The sequence below is a fragment of the Peteryoungia algae genome (assembly GCF_030369675.1).
In the GTDB taxonomy this organism is placed as follows: Bacteria; Pseudomonadota; Alphaproteobacteria; order Rhizobiales; family Rhizobiaceae; genus Allorhizobium; species Allorhizobium algae.
Genome location: NZ_CP128477.1, coordinates 1,957,880 through 1,981,242, shown reverse-complemented (window position 1 = coordinate 1,981,242; position 23,363 = coordinate 1,957,880). Strand labels below are relative to the sequence as shown.

General features: G+C 61.4%; 21 protein-coding genes. 8 read left to right on the top strand and 13 right to left on the bottom strand.

Going from position 1 to position 23,363, the window contains the following annotated elements:
• The first annotated feature begins 368 nt into the window (after positions 1–368).
• From QTL56_RS09620 to QTL56_RS09610, 3 genes are all read left to right on the top strand, one after another.
• On the top strand, positions 369–2,663 hold the full coding sequence (locus QTL56_RS09620) for a putative bifunctional diguanylate cyclase/phosphodiesterase (protein WP_245136035.1): 2,295 nt from the start codon (positions 369–371) through the stop codon (positions 2,661–2,663).
• 249 nt (positions 2,664–2,912) lie between these two features.
• Positions 2,913–3,632, top strand: a complete 720-nt coding sequence (locus tag QTL56_RS09615; RefSeq protein WP_245136037.1) for an N-acyl amino acid synthase FeeM domain-containing protein — start codon at positions 2,913–2,915, stop codon at positions 3,630–3,632.
• Positions 3,633–3,764: 132 nt separating this feature from the next.
• Positions 3,765–3,989, top strand: coding sequence for an aa3-type cytochrome c oxidase subunit IV (locus QTL56_RS09610; RefSeq protein ID WP_229574595.1), 225 nt, complete (start codon positions 3,765–3,767; stop codon positions 3,987–3,989).
• A 142-nt stretch (positions 3,990–4,131) separates the two neighbouring features.
• Here the strand turns inward: QTL56_RS09610 and QTL56_RS09605 are convergent, their stop codons facing one another.
• Together QTL56_RS09605 and rpsU are read right to left on the bottom strand one after the other, a co-directional pair.
• Entirely contained in the window at positions 4,132–4,995 is an 864-nt protein-coding gene (locus QTL56_RS09605) for a tetratricopeptide repeat protein (protein WP_245136039.1), read from the bottom strand.
• A 137-nt stretch (positions 4,996–5,132) separates the two neighbouring features.
• Positions 5,133–5,357, bottom strand: coding sequence for a 30S ribosomal protein S21 (gene rpsU / locus QTL56_RS09600; RefSeq protein WP_062280187.1), 225 nt, complete (start codon positions 5,355–5,357; stop codon positions 5,133–5,135).
• A gap of 305 nt (positions 5,358–5,662) precedes the next feature.
• Here rpsU and QTL56_RS09595 point away from each other — a divergent pair, with 305 nt between their 5' ends.
• From QTL56_RS09595 to QTL56_RS09575, 5 genes are all read left to right on the top strand, one after another.
• Positions 5,663–6,916: a sarcosine oxidase subunit beta family protein gene (locus QTL56_RS09595; protein WP_229574594.1), complete on the top strand. Its 1,254-nt coding sequence runs from the start codon at positions 5,663–5,665 to the stop codon at positions 6,914–6,916.
• An 18-nt stretch (positions 6,917–6,934) separates the two neighbouring features.
• Complete coding sequence (locus QTL56_RS09590; protein ID WP_110791586.1) at positions 6,935–7,255, top strand: sarcosine oxidase subunit delta; 321 nt, start codon at positions 6,935–6,937, stop codon at positions 7,253–7,255.
• Positions 7,252–10,245: a sarcosine oxidase subunit alpha gene (locus QTL56_RS09585; protein WP_245136042.1), complete on the top strand. Its 2,994-nt coding sequence runs from the start codon at positions 7,252–7,254 to the stop codon at positions 10,243–10,245. Before QTL56_RS09590 ends, QTL56_RS09585 begins: the two co-directional genes overlap by 4 nt.
• Positions 10,238–10,792: a sarcosine oxidase subunit gamma gene (locus tag QTL56_RS09580; RefSeq protein ID WP_245136044.1), complete on the top strand. Its 555-nt coding sequence runs from the start codon at positions 10,238–10,240 to the stop codon at positions 10,790–10,792. The genes QTL56_RS09585 and QTL56_RS09580 overlap by 8 nt, the downstream gene beginning before the upstream one ends.
• A gap of 261 nt (positions 10,793–11,053) precedes the next feature.
• Complete coding sequence (locus QTL56_RS09575) at positions 11,054–11,944, top strand: NAD-dependent epimerase/dehydratase family protein (RefSeq protein ID WP_245136045.1); 891 nt, start codon at positions 11,054–11,056, stop codon at positions 11,942–11,944.
• Positions 11,945–12,101: 157 nt separating this feature from the next.
• Here QTL56_RS09575 and QTL56_RS09570 read toward each other — a convergent pair whose 3' ends face one another.
• From QTL56_RS09570 to glgC, 11 genes are all read right to left on the bottom strand, one after another.
• A complete protein-coding gene (locus QTL56_RS09570) occupies positions 12,102–13,169 on the bottom strand; it encodes a DUF2332 domain-containing protein (protein WP_245136047.1) in 1,068 nt (355 codons plus the stop codon).
• Between the two features lie 20 nt (positions 13,170–13,189).
• Positions 13,190–13,678, bottom strand: coding sequence for a MaoC family dehydratase (locus QTL56_RS09565; RefSeq protein WP_245136049.1), 489 nt, complete (start codon positions 13,676–13,678; stop codon positions 13,190–13,192).
• 88 nt (positions 13,679–13,766) lie between these two features.
• Complete coding sequence (gene glgX / locus QTL56_RS09560; RefSeq protein ID WP_245136051.1) at positions 13,767–15,725, bottom strand: glycogen debranching protein GlgX; 1,959 nt, start codon at positions 15,723–15,725, stop codon at positions 13,767–13,769.
• 80 nt (positions 15,726–15,805) lie between these two features.
• Positions 15,806–16,534, bottom strand: coding sequence for an arsenical resistance protein ArsH (gene arsH / locus QTL56_RS09555; protein ID WP_267498968.1), 729 nt, complete (start codon positions 16,532–16,534; stop codon positions 15,806–15,808).
• Positions 16,509–16,934, bottom strand: coding sequence for an arsenate reductase (glutaredoxin) (gene arsC / locus QTL56_RS09550; protein ID WP_245136053.1), 426 nt, complete (start codon positions 16,932–16,934; stop codon positions 16,509–16,511). The genes arsH and arsC overlap by 26 nt, the downstream gene beginning before the upstream one ends.
• A 6-nt stretch (positions 16,935–16,940) precedes the next feature.
• Entirely contained in the window at positions 16,941–17,999 is a 1,059-nt protein-coding gene (gene arsB, locus QTL56_RS09545; RefSeq protein ID WP_245136055.1) for an ACR3 family arsenite efflux transporter, read from the bottom strand.
• 2 nt (positions 18,000–18,001) lie between these two features.
• Positions 18,002–18,529 carry an arsenate reductase ArsC gene (locus QTL56_RS09540; RefSeq protein WP_245136058.1) on the bottom strand — a complete coding sequence of 176 codons (528 nt, stop codon included), beginning with the start codon at positions 18,527–18,529 and terminating at the stop codon, positions 18,002–18,004.
• 10 nt (positions 18,530–18,539) lie between these two features.
• Positions 18,540–18,899, bottom strand: a complete 360-nt coding sequence (locus tag QTL56_RS09535; RefSeq protein WP_245136060.1) for an ArsR/SmtB family transcription factor — start codon at positions 18,897–18,899, stop codon at positions 18,540–18,542.
• Between the two features lie 112 nt (positions 18,900–19,011).
• Positions 19,012–20,640, bottom strand: coding sequence for an alpha-D-glucose phosphate-specific phosphoglucomutase (locus QTL56_RS09530; RefSeq protein WP_245136062.1), 1,629 nt, complete (start codon positions 20,638–20,640; stop codon positions 19,012–19,014).
• Between the two features lie 3 nt (positions 20,641–20,643).
• On the bottom strand, positions 20,644–22,083 hold the full coding sequence (gene glgA / locus QTL56_RS09525) for a glycogen synthase GlgA (protein ID WP_245136063.1): 1,440 nt from the start codon (positions 22,081–22,083) through the stop codon (positions 20,644–20,646).
• Positions 22,084–22,091: 8 nt separating this feature from the next.
• Positions 22,092–23,351 carry a glucose-1-phosphate adenylyltransferase gene (gene glgC / locus QTL56_RS09520; protein WP_229574580.1) on the bottom strand — a complete coding sequence of 420 codons (1,260 nt, stop codon included), beginning with the start codon at positions 23,349–23,351 and terminating at the stop codon, positions 22,092–22,094.
• Positions 23,352–23,363 lie beyond the last annotated feature (12 nt).

Here is a 23,363-nt window from a genome sequence, read left to right as displayed (position 1 = left end):
TCCCCTTGTCTTTTCGTGCTTAGAGCAATGGCAAACCGGGCGCAACCGGACAGGCCAGTGCTTGTCGGGCACCCGACGAAAGTTGAACTTTCTTGCGCTTGCAGGTCCAGGTGTGCCGCATCGGTACGGGAGGGGCGCCTGGCAGTCCCGTTGCATTTGAACATTTTCCCTATGCGGGACTTAACGGCTTGTGACGTACGCGTTTGCGTCCCGCTTCGAAGCAGTGCATTTTAGCCTTGGCTACGTTTCGTGATTTTTACTGTGACGTTTCAGGACAGGTTTTTCTGCCGGGAGCCGGCCATTGGGATGGGAAGAGACGTTTTTTGACAGCTGAGGTTTTCCGTCCAACCACGCCGGGAGGGCAAGTCATGGGGGCCGACAAGGGGCGCGACCGTAACGTGCCCACGGATGTCTACCTGTCGTTTGTAAGCTCTCTGTTCGACAACCGCTTCACGCTGTTCACCGGCATGGTGATCCATATCCTGACCTTCCTGACGGTCTTCGTGGAAACCGGCGCAACTTTCTATCTGCTGCTCTGCGGCTGTTTCGTCCTGATCTTTGCCTTTCGTCTGCGCTCCTTCTTTGTTTTTGACCGCGTGGACAAGCTGGCGCTCAGCCGTGCGCAGATCGCCGCATGGGAACGGCGCTACGTGTTGGGTGGCGCAGCGACGATGGCGATCCTGGGTATCGGCAGTGGCTACGCCTTGCTGGCGTTCCAGGGTACGTTTGCAGAACTTGCCTGCATCTCGGTTGCCATGGCGACAATGGTCTCCATTGTCGGTCGCAATTATGGTTCGCGGCTGGCGGTGGATCTGCAGACGCTGGCCTGCTGTGCGCCTATGGTGATCGGGAGTTTGCTGTCGCAGGATGTCTACAAGTCGCTTCTGTCGCTTTTGTTGGTCCCTTTCTGGTTGACCACGCGGGCAATGGCGAACGGGGTGCGCGACTTTCTCTATGAAAACGTCATAGCATCCCGGGAAATGGCGAAGATTGCCGATCGTTTCGACACGGCGCTCAGCAACATGACGCATGGACTTCTGATGCTCGATCCGGACAACAGGATCGAAGTGGTCAATCGCAAGGCTTGCGAGCTGCTCAATCTCGGAGATCGCCGGCGGCTGACGGGCTGCGATCTCGATGTCGTGCTGCGCTACGGCGTGCGTCACACCTTCGTCGAGGGTGCCATGCCCCGCCTCCTGCAGAAGCAGCTCTCGCAGCTGACACTGGGGATCTCAAACCGCGCCGTGATGCATTTCTCGGAGGATCTGGTGCTGGAGTTCTCGGCGCGGCGGCGGGATGAGGGTGGCGTCGTCCTGATATTCGAGGACGTCACTGCGCGCGTGCATGCGGACCGCAAGATCCTGCATATGGCCCGCTACGATAGCCTGACGGGACTGCCGCAACGGGCCTATTTCAGCCAGATCGTGCGCGAACGCCTGGAACAGGCCGATGCCGTCGGTGCCACGATCGGCCTGATGATTCTCGATGTTGCCGACTTCAAGCATGTGAACGATCTCAAGGGTCATCTCGCCGGCGACAGGCTGCTCTCGGCAATTGCGACTCGGCTCACGGAACTCGCAGCCGGCAAGGCCGTGGTGGGGCGGCTAGTCGGCGATCACTTCATTCTCTTCTTCCCGAATGCGGAGCAATCCGAAGATCTCGGCAACGAGATGCGACAGCTGCATCTCGCGGCATGCAGCCGCTACAAGGTGGATGGAGCTCAGATACCGGTCGTCTTCTCGGCCGGCGGCGTGCTGCTTGAGAGCGCGGAGCCGAAGCTGGAGGAGTGGCCGGTCAAGCTCGATATCGCGCTCTTCGAGTCAAAGGCGCGCAGCCGCGGCCAGTTCACACTCTTCGAAGAGGAGATGGATGCGCGCCATCTGGAACGGCAACGTTTAAAGGCGGATCTGCGTGCGGCCGTCGATGATCACGGCATCACCGTCGTCTATCAGCCGATGTTCACGCCCGACGGCCGTGGCCTCGTTTGTTGCGAGGCGCTGGCTCGCTGGCATCATGCCGAGAAGGGGGCTATCCCGCCCAATATCTTCATTCAGATCGCCGAAGAGATGGGCATTGTCTCGTCCATCACGCAACAGGTGCTGCGCAAGGCTTGCATCGACTGTCGCAGCTGGCCTGAAACCATCGGCGTCTCGGTCAATCTGTCCGTCCATGACCTTCGCCACGAAGACCTGTCAGACACGGTCGAGGCAATCCTGAGGGAGACGGGGCTTGCACCACAGCGTCTGCATCTTGAAGTCACCGAGAGCAGCCTGATCGAAGAATTGTCCGAAGCGCGTGCGGTCCTCGATCGCTTGCGCAGCCTTGGTATCACGATCTCGATCGATGATTTCGGAACGGGGTTCTCAAGCCTCAGCTACCTGGATACGCTTCCGGTCGATGTTGTGAAGATCGATCGCTCCTTCGTCCGTGATATCGGACAGGACCCGCGGCGGCTGAAACTGTTGCGCGGCATTGTCGCGCTCACACGGGGCCTCGACATCGGGATTGTCGTTGAGGGCGTGGAGACGCGTGAGCAGCTGTCGCTGATCAGGAAACATGACTGCGCGGACCTGGTGCAGGGATATGTTTTTTCGATGCCGATCGCGCCGCAGGCCGTGGAGTCGCTTGCCGAGATAGCGGAAATCACCGGGCTTGACGGGTAGGGCGCCACAGTTCGGCGCATCGGAAACAAGACCCGTCCAACACCTGCGGAAGATCCTGAAATGCTGCACAGACTGCTGCTCGTCATCCGCAATCGGTCCCGGACGTCACCGTTAACCTTAATTGCGAAGACTTTAATCAATTATTAATATCTAGGGGCGCGAAGCGGCGCACTGCGTGATACCCAAAAGTATCGGCGGTAACCGTAGCGAGCGTCTGGCATGGAAGCTGAAGGCTTTTCGGAACGACTGATGCGTCATCTCGATTTCATCGAGTACCGGCGGATCGAGGCTCACGAGGATTTCGAGGAGATCGAGCAGCTCCGCTACAAGACCTACAAGGCAGCCGACATGATCCCGCGCGCGGCGCCGAGCATGATCGACGCGGCCGATTTCGATCCGCATGCCTATGTTTTCGGGATCTACTATTTCGAAGAGCTGGTCAGCACGATCAGGCTCCATCACGTGACCCCGGAGCATCCGCTCTCGCAGTCAGCCCAGGTGTTTCCCGATGTCATGGAAGCCTATCTGGATGCGGGGCTGACACTCATCGACCCTGCGCGCTTTGCGGTCGATCCCGCTTTTGCATCCGAGGTGTCCGTTCTTCCCTATATCACGCTCAGACCGAGCATCGTTGCTGCTGCCTATTTCAAGGCCGACCGGGTCCTCCAACCCGTGCGACCGGCCCACGCGGCCTTCTACAAACGCGTCTTTTATGCTGAGACCGTCGTCGAGCGGCGGATGACGGAAGTGTATGGGCGGGAGCTCACCCTCATGGCGACGAACACCCATACGACGGGGGAGAAGCTTTTGAAGCGCTACCCGTTTTTCGACTCGGGCGTCTACGAGCGGCGCATGATGTTCGGGCGTGGGGAGAGGGCTTTGCCCACGACACCCCTGACGATCCTCCCCTCGGCGCGGCTTGTGGCAGCCGGCAAGATTTCAGGCGCCGTCGCCGGACGGGATTATTGACGCAAGGCCGCAGATGCGATTGCACTCCCGCTGGCGTTTGTGTATGCGGGAAAAAGATGAAATTTTGCCCGCAGCCGTGTCCGGTGTGATTCTGCCGTGGGTGCCGCAGTCCTGAAAATTGGGAGATCGAACATGAGCGAACATCATTCCGGTCCGGTCGAAACCGGTGCCACGATGGACTACAAGGAGCACGAAAAGACCTATGACCTTTTCATTGCCGGCGCCAAGTATGGCACCGCGCTCCTGATCGCTCTGATGATTGCCATGGCTGCCGGATTCTTCGCAGGCGCTGGTCTGCTCGGCGGTCTGTTCATCTGGATCGTTCTGTCTGTCGCCGGCGTCTTCATGATGCGCTGAACCTCGCAGAATCTCTGAACTGTGAGAGGCGGTCCGGAAACGGGCCGTCTTTTTCTTTGCGCGAATGCCTGGAACGAGACGCGCGGCCATAAAAAAACGGCGGGTCTCCCCGCCGTTCTCATATCCTTGCCTCGTCCAGGCTTCAGGTGGTGCCGCGTGTGCGGGCAAGACCCTGCTTGGCCGGCTCATATTTCGGGTCGAGGCGCAGCGCATGGCTGTAGGACTTGGCAGCCCGTGCCTTGTCGCCGCGGCGTTCGTAGACGAGCGCCTGGTTCGCCCAGCTTTCGGCGATGCTGTTGTTCAGCTCGATTGCCAGATTGAAATCGGCAAAGGCGTTTTCATCGTCGTTCAGCGCGATATAGGAGACGCCACGGCCATTATACGGCTCCGGTGCGCGCGACGAGAGCGAGATGGCCTTCGAGAAGTCGTCGATCGCCTTGGCGTGGTCTCCGCGCAGCTGGTAGATCAGGCCGCGATTGTGGTAGGCGCGGCCATCGGTGGTGTCGAGCTGGATGGCGCGGTTGAAGTCGCCGAAGGCTTCGTCGATACGGCCGGCCTGGCGATAGATGTTGCCGCGACCGATATAGGCGACGTCGTAGTTCGGGTTGATCTTCAGCGCCGCATTGTAGTCGGCGGCCGCTTCGACCGGCTTGCCCATGTTGCGGTAAACCAGCGCGCGGTTGGCATAGGCCTGGAAGAATTGCGGATTGATCTGCAGCGCGGTGTTGAAATCGTCAAGCGCCGGCTTGAACTGACCGGCGCGGCCATAGGCCGAACCGCGCACATTGTAACCTTCCGGAGCGCGCGGATTGGCCTGGATGACGGCGGTCAGGGACGCAATGTTTTCATTGGAGCCCTGAGCGCGATCGAGGCGGATGACATCGGTCGTTTCCGTCGTCGTCGCGCAGCCTGCCAGAGTCAGGGCGGCGAGCAGGGCCACCGCAGACGCGAGGCTATGCTTGCGGTCGGTGTTGGAGGCGGTCGTCAGCACGGAGGTTTTCGTCATGAGGCGCATCATCCGGCCGCTGCCTGCGCCGCATCAGGCCCCAGACAGCGCAAGTTGGTGTTTCATATCAAAAGAGCGGCGGCGATTCCTTTCGCCCCCGCCCTCATTTCACAGGAAAACGTCTAAAACGGGGCCGATCAACGGCCGCGAGCAGCCGGCAGCAGGCCTTCGCGCTGCATCTTCTTGCGTGCCAGCTTGCGGACGCGGCGAACAGCCTCGGCCTTCTCGCGTGCGCGCTTCTCAGACGGCTTTTCGAAGAAATCGTGCATCTTCATTTCGCGGAAGACACCTTCGCGCTGCAGCTTCTTCTTGAGAGCGCGGAGCGCCTGGTCAACGTTGTTGTCGCGGACTAGTACCTGCACGTTTATCCCGTTCCTTTGGTTGTTAGGGTTGGTCCTTCCGCCGATGGAGGTCACATCAACGGAAACAGCGTATTGCTTCGCGCGGACCCTGAGTCCGGCGATTAAGGGTGCGAATTACCAGAAGAGGTGGGCAAAGTCCATATGGTGCAAGGCTTGTAGCCGAGAATTTTCGGTCGCGAAGAGTGCGTTTGGCAAGGTGTCGAAAGCCGGGTGACATTGCGTCGCAAAACGGACGTCATGTTGAGGGTTGATCTGCGAGTTGTATCGTCCTACCCCAGTGCCTGAACCACAGGAGTTTAAGGCGAATGCGCAAATATTCGGTCTTTGCCGTTGTCCGTGAGGCCATGCGTGCCCACAAGGGATGGGAGGCTCAGTGGGTCTCTCCCGAGCCGCGGCAGTCCTATGACGTCATCATCATCGGCGCAGGCGGTCATGGCCTGGGTGCCGCCTATTATCTCGCCAAGGAGCACGGCATCACCAATGTCGCCGTGATCGAGAAGGGCTGGCTCGGTGGTGGCAATACCGGTCGAAACACGACGATCATCCGGTCCAACTATCTCTATGAAGAGAGCATGGACATCTACGAGCATTCGCTGAAGCTCTGGGAGGGCCTGTCCCAGGATTTGAACTATAATGTCATGTATTCGCCGCGCGGCGTGATGATGCTGTCGCACAATGTGCATGACCAGCAGTCCTTCAAGCGGCATGTCAACGCCAACAGTCTCTATGGCATCGACAATGAGTGGTTGACGCCGGAACAGGCCAAGGCTTTCTGCCCGCCGCTCGACATCTCGAAGAATGCCCGCTACCCGATCAATGGTGCGGCCCTCCAGCGGCGTGGCGGCACGGCGCGCCATGATGCGGTTGCCTGGGGTTATGCCCGTGCAGCGTCCGATCGCGGTGTGCATATTATCCAGAACACCGAAGTGACGGGCCTGCGTCGCGGGCCGAACGGCGAAGTGACCGGCGTCGAGACCACGCGCGGCTTCATCGGCGCGAAGAAGGTCGGCGTTTCCGCAGCCGGCCACTCCTCGGTGGTCATGGGCATGGCGGGCGTGCGTCTTCCTGTTCACTCCACGCCGCTCCAGGCGCTTGTGTCTGAGCCGCTGAAGCCCATCTTCCCCTGCGTTGTCATGTCGAACACCGTACATGCCTATATTTCGCAGTCGGACAAGGGTGAGCTGGTCATCGGTGCCGGTACCGACCAGTATAATTCCTACAGCCAGACCGGCGGCATGCAGATCATCACGCATACGCTGGACGCCATCTGCGAACTCTTCCCGATGTTCCGTCGTGTGAAGATGATGCGCCAGTGGGGCGGGATCACCGACAACACGGCCGACCGCTCGCCGATCCAGAGCGTCACGCCGGTTCAGAACCTCTTCGTCAATGCCGGATGGGGGACGGGTGGCTTCAAGGCGACGCCGGGTTCGGCCAATCTCTTTGCCCATCTCATCGCCAAGGGCGAGCCGCACAGGCTGGCCCAGGGCCTGACGCTCGACCGGTTCCGTACCGGCCGCCTCATCGACGAGGCAGCCGCCGCTGCCGTGGCGCACTGAATTTAGGGATAGCCCAACATGCTGGTCATCAAATGCCCCTATTGCGAAGAAGAGCGAGCAGAGCTCGAATTTCGCGCTGCCGGTGAAGCGCATATCGCGCGCCCTGCCGATATCGCCTCGATCACGGATGAGGAATTCGCCGATTACTTCTTCCTGCGCGACAATCCGAAGGGCCTGATCTTCGAACGCTGGCGCCATATCCATGGCTGCGGGCGCTTCTTCAACGCGGCCCGCGACACCATCTCCGACAAGATCCTGCTGACCTACAAGGCTGGTGAGCCCATGCCCGATCCCGCAACATTGGTTGCCCCGTCTGCATCGAAGGGAGAAAAGGCATGAGTGCTGCCAACCGTATTCCCGGCAAGGGCCGCCTGACGCCCGCCCTGACGGCCCGTTTCACCATCGATGGCCGTACGTTGACGGCATATGAAGGCGATACCGTCGCGTCCGCGATGATTGCCAATGGCATGCATCTCGCCGGCCGCTCGTTCAAGTATCACCGTCCGCGCGGCATTCTGACCGCCGGTCCGGAAGAGCCGAATGCGTTGCTTGACGTCTCGCGGGACGCTGCCCGTCGCCAGCCCAACGTGCGGGCAACGGTGCAGGAGGTCTTCGACGGGATGAAGATCGAAACGCAGAACCGCTGGCCGTCGCTGTCGCTCGACATCGGCGAGGTCAACAACCTGCTCTCGCCCTTCTTCGCCGCCGGTTTCTACTACAAGACCTTCATGTGGCCGAAGGCCGCCTGGCACCAGATCTACGAACCCTTCATCCGCCGTGCGGCCGGTCTCGGCCATGCGCCCAAGGAAGCGGATCCGGACCACTACGCCAACCGCTATGCGCATTGCGACGTTCTGGTGATGGGCGGCGGTGCGGCTGGTCTTGCTTCGGCACTGGCGGCAGCCCAGACGGGCGTGCGCGTCATGATCGTCGATGAACAGCCGGAGATGGGCGGCGCCTTCCACTTCGACACGGGCGCGACCGTCGACGGCCAGAGCGGCTGGGACTGGGCGCAAAGTGTGGTCGCCAAGCTCAAGGCCATGCCGAACGTCACCGTGCTCTCGCGCACCACAGCCTTCGGCTATCACAACCACAACTACGTGGCGCTGGTCGAACGCGTCACGGACCATATTGCCAAGCCGTCGAGGAACCAGCCGCGCGAGCGGCTGTGGCAGGTCCGCGCCAAGCGGGTGGTCATCGCCAGCGGTTCGATCGAACGGCACATGGTCTTCGCCAACAATGACCGTCCGGGCATCATGCTGGCCTCTGCGGCCCGTACCTATCTGAACCATTTCGGCGTCGCCGTCGGTGCGAAAGTTGGCGTCTATACGGCGCATGACTCGGCCTATGAAGCGGCAATCGATCTGAAGAAGGCAGGCGTCTCGGTGCCGGTCATCGTCGACGCCCGCGAGAAGCCGGGCGAGGGTGTTCTGGCCCAGGCGCGTGCGCTCGGCATCGAGGTGCTGACCGGCCATGGCGTGGTCGACACGGCAGGTCGCCTGCGCGTCCGCTCGATCACGGTACGCCGCAATGGCGGCGGTTCCACCCGCAAGATCGAGGTCGATTCGCTTCTGATGTCGGCCGGCTGGACACCGTCTGTGCACATGTTCTCGCAGTCGCGCGGCAAGCTGAAATATGATGCCGCCAACGACCGTTTCCTGCCTGACGTCTACGCGCAGGATTGCGTCTCCGTCGGTGGCTGCAATGGCACTGACGATCTGCAGGCGCTGCTCGACGAGGCAACGGCTGCCGGTGTTTCCTCGGCCAAGGCTGCGGGTGCGACCGAGACGCCTTCCGTTTCGCTCACCGGTTCCAATGCCCATGCCTGGACCGGCGGCATGATCGGCGCTGCCGAAGGGGCGGGCCGTGAGGACAACGTCAAGGCTTTCGTCGACTTCCAGCATGATGTCTGCGCCAAGGACATCCGTCTTGCCGTGCGTGAGGGCATGCATTCGATCGAACACATCAAGCGCTTCACCACCAACGGCATGGCGTCTGACCAGGGCAAGCTGTCCAACATGCATGGCCTCGCCATTGCAGCCGAGGTGCTCGGCAAGGAGATCCCGCAGGTCGGTCTCACCACCTTCCGCGCGCCCTATACGCCTGTCACCTTCGGTACGCTGATCAACCACTCGCGTGATGCGCTGTTTGATCCGACCCGCAAGACGCCGATGCATGCCTATGAAGTTTCCCAGGGCGCTGTCTACGAAGACGTCGGCAACTGGAAGCGTGCCTGGTATTACCCGAAGCCGGGCGAAGACATGCATGCCTCCGTCAACCGCGAATGCAAGACCGTGCGCGACACGGCCGGTGTGTTCAATGCCTCGACGCTCGGCAAGATCGAGGTTGTCGGGCCTGATGCGGCCAAGTTCCTCAACCTGATGTATACCAATGCCTGGGACACGCTGAAACCGGGCAAGGCACGCTATGGCATCATGACGCGGGAAGACGGCTTCATCTATGACGATGGTGTCGTCGGGCGTCTGGCCGAGGATCGTTTCCACGTGACGACCACGACGGGCGGTGCGCCGCGCGTCATGCACCACATGGAAGACTATCTGCAGACCGAATTCCCGCAGCTGAAGGTCTGGCTCACCTCGACCACGGAACAATGGGCGGTCATTGCCGTCCAGGGTCCGAAGGCACGCGACATCATTGCGCCCTTCGTCGAGGGCATCGACATTTCGAACGAAGCCTTTCCGCATATGAGCGTGGCCGAAGGCAAATTCTGTGGCGTGCCGACACGGCTCTTCCGCGTCTCCTTCACCGGCGAGCTCGGTTTCGAAGTCAATGTTCCCGCCGACTTCGGCGCTGATGTCCTCCGTCAGATCTGGGAGCGGGCTCAGTCACTCGGCGCTTGCCTCTACGGCACCGAGACCATGCACGTGCTGCGCGCCGAGAAGGGGTACATCATCGTCGGTCAGGATACCGACGGCACATTGACTGCCGATGATGCGGGGCTCTCCTGGGCGGTGTCGAAGAAGAAGACCGATTTCGTCGGTATTCGCGGCATGAAACGTCCGGATCTGGTCAAGGAAGGCCGCAAGCAGCTGGTCGGGCTGATGACCAAGGACCCGAACGAGGTTCTCGAGGAAGGCGGCCAGATCGTTGCCGATCCGAACCAGCCGAAGCCGATGACCATGCTCGGGCATGTGACCTCGTCCTACTGGTCAGAAAATCTCGGGCGCTCGATCGCGATTGCCATGGTGGCCGGCGGACGCGGGCGCATGGGCGAGACGCTCTATGTGCCGATGAAGGACAAGACCATCGCGGTCGAAGTGACCGACATGGTGTTCGTAGACAAGGAAGGAGGCCGCATCCATGGTTGATATGTCTGTTGCAGACCGCAGGACCGTTCTTGCCGGCTTCCATGGCGGCAGCGCCAAGGTGCGGTTGACGCCGGCAATTCCCGCGACCCGCGTGTCGTTGCGTGCGGGTGCCGATGCGGTCGCCGGCCTCTCCAAGTCGCTTGGCGTGAAGCTTCCGATGAAGCCGAAGGCTTCGGCCTCTGCCAAGGGGCGCACGGCATTCTGGATCGGGCCGGACGAGTGGTTGCTGATCGACGAGAAGGGCGATGCGCTGATGGCCGACTGCGCAACATCCGGCGTGGTTCACTCTGCCACCGACATCTCCCATCGCAACACTGCGATCATCGTCTCGGGTCCGGCCGCTGCCGACACGCTCAACGCGGCGAGCCCGCTCGACCTCACGCTTGCCGCCTTCCCGGTCGGTGCCGTGACGCGCACCGTGTTCGGCAAGATCGAGATCATCCTCTACCGCGTCGAGGAAGAGACGTTCCGCGTCGAATGCTGGCGGTCGTTTGCCGAATACGCCTTCGGCATGCTGGTCGAGGGCGCAGAGGATGCCTCTCTCTGAGGGGCGGGGATGTTCGATGGGGTTTGAGGAGGCCGGGGTGACCCGGCCTTTTTTTTTTGAGGGCGGATGCGGCGCAAGTGCGGTGACGGCATTGCGAGGTAGCACGCGACTCGGAAGTGTGGAGAGCGGATGGCGGCTTTGCGCCAATTGCAGTCATTGCGGCTGTCGCAAAACTCCCTATTCTGCAACGTTGTGAATGTCAGGAATACAAGTGTCGCTCTAGTTGGGAACTTTGCGGCAATGAGGGCCGGGATATGATATATGCGCATAGCGATTACTGGTAGTTCCGGGCGGGTTGGCCGCACTATTTTCAGCGCTTTGGCAAACAATCATAATGTTGTCGGCATCGATCGCTCACCGTTTTCAACCACCCATCTTGTCGGAGACTTCGCCGATGAACGGCTCCTGAGCAGCGCATTCGAGGGCGCTGATGCGGTGATTCATACGGCCGCGCTGCACGCACCACATGTCGGACACGCTGCCGACGAGGAATTCCGCCGCATCAATGTGGAAGGAACTCGCCTCGTTGCGAAAGTCGCAATTGCTTCGGGCGTGAAGCGACTGGTCTTCACCAGCACAACAGCTTTGTATGGTCACGCTGTTGCTTCTGGTTCCTGCACATGGATTGATGAAAACACGCCTCCGCAGCCCAAGAGTATTTACCACCACACAAAACTCGAAGCGGAGCGTGTCTTGGAAGACATGGCGTGCGCGCAGTTGGGCGTGCGCGTTCTGCGCATGTCGCGTAGTTTTCCTGAACCGTGCGATGTGATGGCGGCCTATCGATTGCATCGTGGCGTTGATGTTAGAGATGTTGCGGACGCACATGTGTTGGCACTGATGAACGAAGGAGCGCATTTCCAGCGCTATGTAATCTCGGCGGCCACCCCATTTTTCCTTCAAGACTGTAAGGCCCTCGCGTCTGATGCAGTGCCCGTCATTAAACGACGAGCGCCATCCCTTGCCGCCGAATTCGACCGAAGGGGCTGGGGTCTGCCAAAGACCATAGATCGCGTATACTGTTCCGCTGAAGCCATGCGTCGGCTTGCCTGGACGCCGCACTATGGATTCGAGGAGGTGCTCGCGCAGATGGACCGACGCAGTTTGGAGGTTCTACCCACCGGTTCGCGTATCAACCGGAAGGCCGAGTAGCCTGTCGCGAAATTCAATGTTTTGCTACAATGGCGGCAGCCTCCTCTTTAGGTAGTCGCCGGGCTTTCCTCAAATATTGGGATTTTCAAGACTCCAATGTCCGACAGTTGATGTCCGCTTCGGGCCGATAGTGGGCGTGAGACCGGCTCTGTTCAACTCAAGCGTCTGAACCTTCCCACCCAACCCATTTCACCCAGCGCCCGTGAAAATCCGCGCGGCCAATCTCGCGGGTTTCGCCTGTCGGCCACAGCGTGAGCAGGATTGCGGCGCCCTCCGGCTTGCCGTCGGCTTCGAGCTGCAGGCGGGCGAGGGGCGCTTCTTGCGTTGCCCGGCCTCCAGCGTCGGCGATGAGGGCTTCGCCTTCGGCCTTCAGCGCTGGTGGCAGATATTGCCAGGCGATGGTGTGGCAGATGACATGCGTCACGCTAGGCCGCGGCAAGGCGAGGCGTTGCCGTAGCCAGTCGATCGCGTCGGCTTTCTCGACCTTCAGGCCGCTCTCCGTAGCCATGGCAAGGGCCGCTGCCGTTCGGTCGAGGCGGTCCTGCTGGTCGGCCCATATATAGGAGAAGAGCCGCAGGCGGTCGTCCTCGGAGGCCGGGTCGAGGGGATTGCGGTCGCAGCCGGCGCGCTCGGCCACCTCTATGTCAGCCCCGGGGGGAGGTGGACCTTCCCAGCGCGGGGCGAGGTCGACTGACGAGGCCTTGCCCCAACTGAAATCGCCCAGCCGATAGGCGTAGCGGTCCCATTGCAGGTTCAGGCCGGCGCTGGCGCCGACTTCCGACAGGACCAGCGGTTTTCCGGTCAATGTCGCGATGGTCAGAAAGCCGGGAAGCAGGGCGGATGAACGGCGCACCTCGTTGGTCTGCGGGGCCGATGCAAGGCGCTCGAGAATGAAGGCCTCGTCGCGGTGGATGGCGGCCTCCACGCTGGACCAGAATGTGTCGTCGCCGACGGTATGGGGTGGATAGACGGCTGACAATGCCGGGTCCCGGCGAGAGCGGACCAGCGCATGCAGCGTGCCCGCCAGCCGCAGCGCCAGCGCGTCGCCAGTGCCGTCCGGATTTCCGGGCCAGCCGAGGATCGTGGCACCGACCGGGGTTTCTTCGGTCAGCCGCTCTGCCACGAGCGTGCAGAGACGAGCGGTAAACGGCGACCCAAGATCTTCACAGGCCCTGGCCTGACGGAGAAAGCTCTGCCGGATGACTTCAGCGCGCTCATCGTTCATGGCCGTCCTCGTTCCAGGTATCAGATGTTGTCCGGCCGATCCTTCGGGTCGAACTGGGAGATGGTGATCCAGTCGGCGGTCAGCGCCGGCTTGCGCTCGCCCTCGATTTCGACGGTCACCTCATAGGTGTTCATCAGCATGCCGGCCCCACGGAAGCGGGCTGCCGCGAGTTTGAACGATCCCCGGATACGTTTGCCCGTCCTGACCGGCGACATGAAACGCAGCTTGTCGAAGCCGTAATTGATGCCGAGAGTCTGCTCGCGGATCTTGGGCAGGCAGTTGAAGTTCATGGCCGACAGCAGCGAAACCGTCAGAAATCCGTGGGCGATCGTGCCGCCGAAAGGCGTTTCGGCCGCAGCCCGCACCGGGTCGGTGTGAATGAACTGATGGTCCATGGTGGCGCCTGCGAAGGCGTCGATCATCGTCTGGTCGACGGTGATCCAGTCAGACACGCCGACAACGCTTCCGACGAGGCCCGGCACGTCCCTGAGTGAAATCTCTTGCGGCATGAAAAGACCCGATCCTTCAATAATTCCCGCAGGCTACAGCCGCTTGGTGTCATGCGGAATAGGGTTCGGTCACAGATCGGCGAGAATTCTAGCTCTCGACCCAGAAATCCACCGTCCGAGGCTTTACGCTCGCCTTGGCAGCACTTCGTCCGGTGTGCAGACGGCGCCATTTGCGCCTTTCTGCAATCGGCAGACTATAATCCTGTGTGTCCGCGGACCGGTTCACCAGCACAGCGACGCGACAATCCTTGCCGGTTTCGCGATCGATGGCCGTGAGCAGCATGGCAAAGGAGCCGAGATCCGGGGTCTGCCAGTCGCCGGCGGTCATCGGCAGGCCTTCGACATTCAGCCATTCGACATCGCCATCGCCTGCCAGAACGGCCGTGTCCATGAAACAGGAGAAGCGCTGGCGCATGGCGGCGAGGCGCGCGGTGGATTCGATCAAGTCTTCATCTGTCTTCGACCAGTCAAGCCAGGTGAGCGCATTGTCCTGGCAATAGGCATTGTTGTTGCCGCGTTGCGTGCGGCCGAACTCGTCGCCGGCAGTGAGCATGACGGCACCGCGGCTGGCAAAAAGCGTGGAGAGCAGGGCTTCGACATCCTGGCGGCGCTTCTTCAGGATCGCCTTGTCTGTGGTTTCGCCCTCGGTGCCGTTGTTCCAGGAATGGTTCTCGTTGTGGCCGTCCCGGTTTTCCTCGCCGTTCGCCTCGTTGTGCTTGTGCTCAAAGGAGACGAGGTCGTAGAGCGAGAAGCCGTCATGGGCGGCGATGAAGTTGACGCTGCGGGTCTGGCTGTGACCGTCATGGGCGAAGAGATCGGCGGAGCCGGCCAGCGCCGTTGCAAGATCGCCCGTCGTTCCCGCATCGCCGCGCCAGTGGCGGCGGATGGTGTCGCGGGCGCGGTCGTTCCATTCGAGGAAGGCGGGCGGGAAACGGCCGAGCTGGTATCCGCCGGGGCCGATGTCCCAGGGTTCGGCGATCAGGATGCGGTCCTCCAGCACCTCGTCTTCGAGAATGGCCTTGAGGGTCGGGGCGTCCTGATGGAAGCCGTCCCAATGGCGGCCCATGATCGGGGCGAGGTCGAAGCGGAAGCCGTCGACTCCGGCAGAGAGGACGAAGTGGCGCAGGGTGTCGACGATCAGCCGGCGGACAATGGGGTGGTCGCAGGCGAGCGTGTTGCCGCAGCCGGTGTCGTTGACGAGAGTTCCGGGATCGCCCGCCACATGGCGGAAGAGGGAGCGATTGTCGATGCCGCGCAGGGAGAGCGTGGTGCCGTGGACATCGCTTTCGCCGGTGTGGTTGAAGACCAGGTCGAGGATGACGCCGATGCCTTCGGCATGCAGGGCCGCGACCGTCTCGCGCAATTCCTTCACGCCGCCGGGCACGAGACGCGGATCGAGCGCCATCATGGCGACGGGGTTGTAGCCCCAGCTGTTGGTGAGGCCGAGCGGTGGAAGATGACGCTCGTCGATCCAGGCGGTGATCGGCATGAGCTCGACCATGTCGACGCCGATGCGGCGCAGATGGGCGAGGATGGCGGGATGGGCGAGGGCGGATAGCGTGCCGCGTTGAGCCTCGGGCACGTCAGGATGCAGCATGGTCAGCGCCTTGACGTTGACCTCGTAGATGAAGCCGGTGCGCTCACCGAGTGGCATCATGGGCTTCAGCAGCTTGTGCGCCTTCACGATCGACTTCGGCATCAGATCGGCCGTCTCGACGCCGAACTGGCCAAGCCTAGGATCATAAACAAAAGACCGGTCCAGCTCGGTGGCGTAGGGGTCGATCAGCAGCTTGGATGGGTCGTACCAGTGGCCTTCGGCCGGATCATACGGGCCGTGGATGCGGAAGCCGTAGCGTGCGCCTTCCTTCAAGCCTTCAACGAAGACGTGGTTTACGTCGTCTTCGTCGCGGGACATGGGGATGCGGACCAGTTCAGCCTCGCCCCGCTCGTCGAAGAGGCAGAGCTCCACGCGATCCGCATGATGCGACCAGAGACGAAAATCGGCGCCAGTCTTGCCGAGGGTGGCTCCGAGCATCGCGTCCGTCATATTTCGCCCCATGGTCCGGTTGATTCGCTCGCCTTGCCGAACCATAGCAGGCGAGCGTTTTTCGGCCAGAGCAGCTGCGCTTACATTGCCTTGAGGTTCACACCCTTCACGGCTGCTTCCCTGCGCTCGCTGTAGCGATCGGTAAGGTGATCCGAGATGTCGCGTGTCAGCAGCGTGAATTTGATCAATTCCTCGCAGACGTCGACGACGCGCTCGTAATAGGACGAGGGCTTCATGCGTCCGTTGCCGTCGAATTCCTGCCATGCCTTGGCGACGGAGGACTGGTTTGGAATGGTGATCATCCGCATCCAGCGGCCGAGCAGACGCATGGCATTGACGGCATTGAACGACTGAGAGCCGCCAGAGACCTGCATGACGGCGAGCGTCTTTCCCTGGGTCGGACGGACGGCGCCGACGGACAAGGGAATCCAGTCGATCTGTGCCTTCATGATGCCGGTCAGCGTGCCGTGACGCTCTGGGCTCACCCAGACCTGCCCTTCGGACCAGGTGGATAGGTCACGCAACTCCTGCACCTTGGGATGACTGACGGGTGCATCGTCGGGCAGGGGCAGGCCGGAGGGATCGAAGACCTTGACCTCGGCCCCGAAATGCTCCAGCAGGCGCTTGGCTTCCATTGCCAGGAACCGGCTGAAGGAAACCTGGCGCAGCGAACCGTAGAGGATCAGGATGCGCGGCTTGTGGGTGGAGAAGGGTTGCCGCAGCGCCTCCAGATCCGGCATGCGCAGGTGATCGAGATCGGCGGCCGGCAGGTTGGGATCTCCATCAGACAATGCGCTTGCCCTCCGCATCGAGCACGGCCTCGCCATCTTCCTTGACGAAGGCGGCGGTAAAAGCGTCTGATGGCAGAATGTCGAGGACCACTTCGGAGGGACGGCAGAGGCGGGTGCCCATGTCGGTGACCACAAGCGGGCGGTTGATCAGGATCGGTGTCGCGATCATTGCGTCGAGCAGCTGGTCGTCCGAAAGGGCCGGATCGGCAAGGCCGAGTTCCTCATAGGGCGTGCCCTTTTCGCGGATCGCCTGGCGCACGGAAAGGCCCGAAGCGGCGATCATGGCTGCGAGGTCTTCCTTGCTCGGCGGGGTCTTCAGATATTCAATGACAACAGGCTCGATGCCGGCATGGCGGATGAGGTCCAGCGTGTTGCGCGAGGTGCCGCAGGCGGGGTTGTGGTAGATGGTGACGGTCATGGATGTTCAGGCCTTTGCTTGCGTGGCGTTTCGGGCGGTCACGGCGCTGCCGGCCTCGTACCAGGGCTTGCTGCGATTGACGATTGCAACCAGGATCAGCATGACGGGGACTTCGATCAGGACGCCGACAACGGTGGCTAGGGCTGCACCCGAATTGAAGCCGAAGATGCTGATGGCAGTAGCGACTGCCAGTTCGAAGAAGTTGGAGGCGCCGATCAGCGCGGAAGGTCCGGCAATACAATGGGCTTCACCGGTCATGCGGTTTGCCAGATATGCAAAGCCGAAGATGAAGACGGTCTGAAGGAAGATCGGCACAGCGAGGATCGCGATCACGATCGGCTGGGCGAGGATCTGATTGCCCTGGAAGGCAAAGAGCAGCACGACAGTGAAGAGAAGTGCACCAATCGACAGCGGCTGGATATTGTCCTGGAAGCGCTGCAGGGCACGGCCATCGCCGCTGCCAAGCGCCCGGCGCAATATCTGTGCGACGATGACGGGGACGACGATAAAAAGGGCGACCGAGATCAGAAGCGTATCCCACGGCACGATAATCGAGGAAACCCCGAGCAGGATGGCCACGATCGGGGCGAATGCCAGCACCATGACGGCATCGTTGAGGGCGACCTGGGTCAGGGTGAAGGGGGCATCGCCTCGTGTCAGGTTGGACCAGACGAAGACCATGGCGGTGCAGGGCGCGGCCCCCAGGAGGATCAGGCCGGCAATGTAGCTGTCGATCTGGTCACTGGGCAGGAAGGGTGCAAAGAGCCAGCCGATGAAGATCCAGCCCAGAACCGCCATGGAAAAGGGCTTCACCGCCCAGTTGGCGAAGAGGGTAACGCTCATGCCGCGCCAATGCGTGCCGACCTCGCGAATGGCGGCGAAGTCGATCTTCATCAGCATGGGAATGATCATCAACCAGATCAGCACGGCGACCGGCAGGTTTACCTTGGCGATCTCGGCCGAACCAATGAGCTGGAAAAGGCCTGGAAACAGGGAGCCAAGCGCGATGCCGGCAACAATGGCCAATGCGACCCAGAGGGTCAGGTAGCGTTCAAACGTGGACATGTTCAGGCGACCTCGGGATTGGAGCTTGCAGCGTCGGTCGCCTTGCCGATTTCGTTCAGGCGCTTCTGCAAAGACAGCTTGTCGAGGCTCATCATCGGCAGGCTGACGAAGATCGAAATGCGGTTGTTGAGCATGCGATGGGTGTCGGCGAAGGCGAAATGCTTCTCGCTATCGGTGCCTTCGGCTGCAGCCGGATCCGGTACGCCCCAATGGGCGGTCATCGGCTGGCCCGGCCAGACCGGGCAGGCTTCGGCGGCGGCATTGTCACAGACGGTGAAGACGAAATCGAGTTCCGGTGCGCCCGGTCCCGCAAGCTCGTCCCAGTTCTTCGAGCGAGCAAAGCTCGTGTCGTAATTCATGCCCTTCAGAAGCTGCAGCGTGTAGGGATGAACTTCACCCTTGGGCTGGGAGCCTGCAGAATATGCCTTGAACCTGCCCTGGCCGAGACGGTTCAGGATCGCTTCGGCGATGATCGAGCGGGCGGAATTGCCGGTGCAGAGGAAGAGCACGTTGTAGATCTTGTCGGACATGGCCGGTCTCTCAGTTTGGATGTGTGGGTCGAAGTGGAGGGCTGCAGCAGGCGAGATCGTCGATCAGCGGCTGGCAGAGGCTGGCATTGCCGCCGCAGCAATCCTTGAGCAGGTATAGGGCGACGGCGCGAAAGCGATCGAGATCGGCGCGGTAGAGGATCGAGCGGCTCTGGCGCTCGCCCGTGACCAGGCCGGCCTGGGACAATGTCGACAGATGCGCCGACATGGTGTTTTGCGGTACGCCGATCAGGCGCGCGAGTTCTCCGGCGGGAATACCATCCGGCTCATGCGCCACGAGCAGACGGAATGTCTGGAGGCGGGTCGGCTGGGCCAGGGCGGCCAGCGCCGCGATCGTCGTTTTTTCATCCATATATCCAGAATAGTGGATATGATGGCAGAGTCAATTGCGGGCGTGCCACTGCCAAAGAAAAACCCCGGTGTCGAAGACACCGGGGTTTCACTGCGCGAGAAGATCTCTGGGATCAGGTGATGACAGTCGGCTCATTCATGCCGGTGTAGCGCCTGATCTCGGCCACTTCCTCGGCTGCCACGATCAGATCGGCAAGTGCTGCCTGCGTCTCGATGCCGTGGCTGCTGGTGTCGGGTTCGTAGCGCTCGACATAGAGGCGCAGCGTGGCGCCCGAGGTGCCGGTGCCGGAGAGGCGGAAGACAATGCGGCTGCCGCCTTCGAAAAGGATGCGGATGCCCTGGTTCTTCGAGACGGAGTGGTCGATCGGGTCGTGATAGGCGAAGTCGTCGGCGGCGCTGACGTTCAGGCCGTTGATTTCAGTGCCGGGCAGGCTGTCGAGCTTTGCACGGAGGGCTGTGACGAGGGCGTTGGCACTGTCCGTATCGACGCCTTCATAGTCGTGGCGGGAATAGTAGTTGCGGCCGTATTCGGCCCAATGGGCCTCGACGATCTCTTTCACGCTCTGCTTGCGGGCAGCAATGATGTTGAGCCAGAAGAGCACGGCCCAGAGACCGTCCTTTTCGCGCACATGGTCGGAGCCGGTGCCGAAGCTTTCTTCGCCGCAGACGGTGACCTTGCCGGCATCCATCAGGTTGCCAAAAAACTTCCAGCCGGTCGGGGTCTCATACATGCCGATGCCGAGCTTTTCCGCGACGCGGTCAGCGGCGGCACTTGTCGGCATCGAGCGGGCGATACCGGCAATCCCGTTTTTGTAGCCGGGCGCACATGTGGCGTTGGCGGCGATCATCGCAAGGCTGTCGGAAGGTGTGACGAACATGCCCTTGCCGACGACCATGTTGCGGTCGCCATCGCCGTCGGAAGCAGCGCCGAAGTCGGGACCTTCGGGGCTCATGACATCGTCATAGAGTTCCTTGGCGTGCACGAGGTTCGGATCCGGGTGGTGGTGGCCGAAGTCGGGCAGGGGGATTTCGTTGCGAACAGAACCGGCAGGCGCCCCAAGGCGCTTCTCAAGGATTTCGACGGCATAGGGGCCGGTGACGGCGCTCATGCTGTCGATCACCACGCGGAAACCACCTGCAATCAGAGCGCGAATGGCGGGGAAGTCGAACAGGGCTTCCATCAGGTCGGCATAGTCGGCAACCGGATCGATCACCTCCACCGTCATGCCTGCGAGATCGAAGGCACCGATCGTGTCGAGATCGATATCGGCCACGTCGGCGATCTTGTAACTGTCGATGTTGCGGGTTCTGGCAAAGATCGCATCGGTGATCTTTTCCGGAGCCGGGCCGCCATTGCCGATATTGTATTTGATGCCGAAGTCTTCGGTCGGGCCGCCGGGATTGTGGCTGGCCGACAGCACGATGCCGCCAAAGGCCTTGTATTTGCGGATGACATGCGAGGCGGCGGGGGTCGACAGTATGCCGCCCTTTCCGACCATGACCTTGCCGAAGCCATTGGCGGCGGCCATTTTCAGTGCCACCTGGATGACTTCGCGATTGTAATAGCGACCGTCACCGCCAATCACCAGCGTCTGGCCTTCGAAGCCTTCGAGGCTGTCGAAGATCGCCTGGATGAAGTTTTCCGCATAGTTCTCCTGCTGGAAGACCGGAACCTTCTTGCGCAGGCCGGATGTGCCCGGTTTCTGGTCCGCATACGGTTTCGTGGACACGGTCGAGATCATCGATTACTGGCCTTTCGCGACGAGGCGTTGATAAAGATCGGCATAGGCGGCTGCGCTCCTGTTCCAGGAGACGTCCGACTTCATGCCCTGCTTCTGCATCTGCGACCAGAGGCGCTGGTCACGGTAGAGCCTGAGCGTGCGGCGGATGGCGCGGCGGAAGGCGTCCGTGGTCACAGGCGCAAACTGGATGCCGGTCGCGACGCCGGCGGCAAGCGCTGCTTCATTCGCGTCGACAATGGTGTCGGCAAGGCCGCCGGTGCGGGCGACAAGGGGAATGCAGCCGTAGCGCAGTGCGTAGAGCTGGGTCAGGCCGCAGGGCTCGAAGCGTGATGGTACGAGGATCACGTCGGATGCGGCCTGCATCAAATGCGAGAGCGTCTCGTCGTAGCCAAGCACCATGCCGACGCGGCCGCGGTGATGCGTGGCGCCGGTCTGCAAGGCGGACTCGATGCTACTGTCGCCAGAGCCGAGGATTGCGAGCCTTCCGCCGGCATCGATGATTTCGTCGATCACCTCTGGCACGAGGTCCAGGCCCTTCTGCCAGGTGAGGCGCGAGATCACGCAGAAGATCGGGCCATCATCGCCGTCAAAGGCGAAACGCTCGACAAGGGCTGCCCTGTTCCCCGCGCGCTTCTTCAATGACGTGGCCGAGTAGTGGCTCGCCAGCAGCGGGTCGGACGAGGGGTTCCAGACATCGGCATCGATGCCGTTGACGATGCCATAGAGGTCGTCGGCGCGGCTGGCGATCACGCCATCTAGGCCCATGCCGAATTCGGGCGTCAGGATTTCATCGGCATAAGAGGGGCTGACCGTCGAAAGTGCGTGTGCTGTGAGGAGGCCGCTCTTCAGATAGCTGATGGTGCCGTAATATTCGAGCGCCTCATGCCAGGCATGTCCCGGAAGGCCGAGATCGGGGAAGACTGTCGCACCGAACTGGCCCTGGAAAGCGATATTGTGAATCGTGATCAGACTCGGGACTTCCGGCGCCTCGGCATAACGCATGTAGACGGGCACGAGGGCCGCCTGCCAGTCATGAACGTGAACCAGATCCGGCTTGAAGCCGGGGAGCGCGCCGGAGGCGATCTCCGCGCCCACCTTGGAGAGCACGGCGAAGCGTTTCCAATTGTCCGGATAGTCACGACCCTGGCTGTCGAGATAGGGACCGCCCGATCGCTCGTAGAGCGGCGGGCAGTCGAGGATGAGCAGGTCGAGACCCTCGTGGCGGACCTCGAGCAGGGTCGCACGCTCATCGAGGATATCCTCGAATTCGTGGACCTTTCTCGGTTTCTTGACGGCCTTCATCACCGCTGGGTAGCCGGGAATAAGGGTTTTCGTGTCGACGCCACGGGCGGCGAGCGCGATCGGCAACGCGCCCGCAACGTCGGCGAGGCCTCCGGTCTTGATCAAAGGATAGAGTTCGGAGGCGACCGAGAGGACCTTCATGAATATGTCTAACCCAGTTTGTCGAGCATTGCCTGTGTGATGAGGCATATCCCGTTTTCGCTGCGGCGGAAGCGCTTGGCATCCATTTCCGGATCCTCGCCGACGATGAGCCCTTCGGGGATCACCACGCCATGGTCTATCACGACATTGGTGAGACGCGCATGACGGCCGATCTGCACCTTGGGCAGGACGACCGCACCTTCGAGACGGGAATAGGAATTGGCGCGAACGCCGGTGAACAGCAGGCTCTTGTACAGTGAAGAGCCGGAAATGATGCAATCCCCCGAGACCAGCGAGGAAATCGCCGAGCCGCGTCGCCCCTCGTCGTCATGGACGAACTTGGCCGGCGGGGTGTTTTCCGAATAGGTCCAGATCGGCCATGTCTTGTCGTAGAGGTCGAGTTCCGGGACGATGTCGGTGAGGTCGATATTGGCCTGCCAGTAAGCATCGATCGTGCCGACATCGCGCCAGTAGGGGGTGCGCTCGAAATCGGAGCGGACGCAGGACTGGGCAAAGCGGTGGGCGACTGCCTTGCCGCTCTTTACCACATAGGGGATGATGTCCTTGCCGAAGTCACGGCTGGAGTCGGGATCGGCGGCGTCGCGGCGCAGCAATTCCATCAGGAACTTGGTGTTGAAGACATAGATGCCCATCGAGGCGAGCGCGCAGTCTTCATTGCCGGGAATGCCCGGCGGGTCGGCGGGCTTTTCGACGAAGTCGATGATCCTGTCGGTGGCATCGACATGCATGACGCCGAAACCGACGGCTTCCATGCGCGGCACTTCGAGGCAGCCGATGGTGACGTCGGCGCCGGTGTCCACATGCTGCTGAAGCATGAGTTCGTAGTCCATCTTGTAGATGTGGTCACCGGCGAGAATGACCATGTATTCCGGCGCGTAGGATTCGATGATGTCGGCGTTCTGGAAGACGGCGTCGGCGGTGCCTTCATACCACTGGGTCTCCGAGACGCGCTGGGATGCCGGCAGGATGTCGAAGCTTTCGTTGCGCTCAGGGCGGAAGAAGTTCCAGCCGAGCTGCATGTGGCGGATCAGCGAATGGGCCTTGTACTGGGTGGCCACGCCAATGCGGCGAATGCCGGAATTGAGGGCGTTGGACAAGGCAAAGTCGATGATGCGGGCCTTGCCACCAAAATAGACGGCGGGCTTCGCGCGGCGGTCCGTCAGCTCCTTGAGGCGGCTTCCGCGACCGCCGGCCAGCACATAGGCCATGGCGTCGCGTGACAGGCTTTTTGTTTTCTTTTCCGTCATGTGTATCCTCCC